General features: G+C 33.9%; 1 protein-coding gene. It reads left to right on the top strand.

Annotated features, from left to right (window positions below):
• The first annotated feature begins 119 nt into the window (after window positions 1-119).
• A complete protein-coding gene (locus tag DG508_RS01050) occupies window positions 120-1,571 on the top strand; it encodes an IS1182 family transposase (RefSeq protein ID WP_108866373.1) in 1,452 nt (483 codons plus the stop codon).
• Window positions 1,572-1,757: the final 186 nt, after the last annotated feature.

The raw sequence follows: 1,757 nt of genomic DNA on the forward strand, positions 1-1,757 counted from the left end.
CCTAAAAATTTTGAGGGCACTGAAAAAGTCCTTTAAAAGGATTAAAATACGAGGAGTGAAAACGACAATGTTTTCGCTCCTTTTTTGTATCTTAAATCTTGAATTTAAGATGCTTATTTATGTTGGTGCAACAGCAAGAAATGCAATTAAGTGCGTACAGCGATTTATACAATTTGATTGTTCCGAAAGAAAATCTTCTTAGAAAGATTAACGAATTAATTGACTTCTCCTTTATTTATGATGAATTGGCAAACAAGTATTGTTCAAACAATGGGCGTAATGCAGAGAGTCCTATTCGTATGTTCAAGTATCTTTTACTGAAAACTATTTACACAATTTCAGACGTAGATGTTGTAGAGCGATCACGCTTTGACATGTCCTTTAAATATTTTCTTGGAATGAGCCCAGAGCAAGACGTTATCAATGCCAGTTCACTGACAAAATTCAGAAAGTTACGATTGAAAGATGCTGATCTATTGAATCTTTTGATTGGAAAAACAGTTTCTATTGCTATTGAAAAGGGTATTGTTCGCTCGAAATCAATCATAGTAGATGCGACACATACTTTGTCGAGGTCAAATCCATTTTCAGCCATTGAAGTACTCAAAGAGCGTTCAAAACTATTACGCAAAGCGATCTATACCGTAGATGAAAATTTGAAAGGACAACTACCAGTTAAAAATATGGATGACAATCTACAGAGTGAGATAGCCTATTGCAAAGAACTTGAAAATGTAATTGAGTCAGATCCAACCTTGAGCCTTATACCTACAGTTAAAGAGAAATTGAATCTATTAAAGGAGACAGTAGAAGACACCCAAGATAATTTTATCTTGTCTAAAGATATGGAGGCTAAGACTGGACATAAATCGGCAGATAGTTCATTTTTTGGATACAAAACACATATTGCAATGACTGAAGAACGCATAATTACAGCGGCAACAATAACTTCAGCAGAAAAAGGAGATGGACCTGAACTACCAAAATTATTGAGGGTCAGCCAGCAAAATGGAATGGAAGTAGATACCATTGTTGGTGATACTGCTTACTCGGGGAAAGAAAATTTAAAGCTAGCCAGTGCACAAAACATAAAAATAATAGCTAGGTTAAATCCTTCAATAACCCAAGGTATTCGAAAGGATGAAGATAAATTTGATTACAATAAAGATGCAGATAGGTTTGTTTGTCCTGCTGGCCATATGGCCATACGAAAGGCTCGTCAGGGCAAAAAAAATAGTGGAGAAAATCAAGTAGATACGTATTACTTTGATGTGCAAAAATGCAGAACCTGCCCATTGAGAGATGGTTGTTATAAACCTGGAGCAAAAACTAAAACTTACTCTGTATCTATAAAATCAGATCTGCATCAAGAACAAATATCTTTTCAAGAAACCGATTATTATAAAGAAAAATCCAAGCACAGGTATAAAATAGAAGCAAAAAACAGTGAGCTAAAAAACGTTCATGGTTATAGAAGAGCAAGTTCATATGGTATTGAAAATATGCAAATGCAAGGTGCGATAGCAATATTTACTGTTAATTTGAAAAGAATCTTAAAATTAGAACGATAGTATAAAGTAGTATGTCCCAAAAGGCATTGTAGAGGCAAAATAAGCTCTGTAAACTGTTTTAAAATAATCAAATCTCAATATTACGGCTTCAAATGAAAAAAGCGATTAAATAAAATCAATGTTTATTTAATCGCCTTTTTCTAGTCATTGCTGAAAAAGTTAAGCTTTTTCAGTGCCCTCCATTTC

The organism is Aquimarina aquimarini (genome assembly GCF_900299535.1).
Lineage (GTDB): Bacteria > Bacteroidota > Bacteroidia > Flavobacteriales > Flavobacteriaceae > Aquimarina > Aquimarina aquimarini.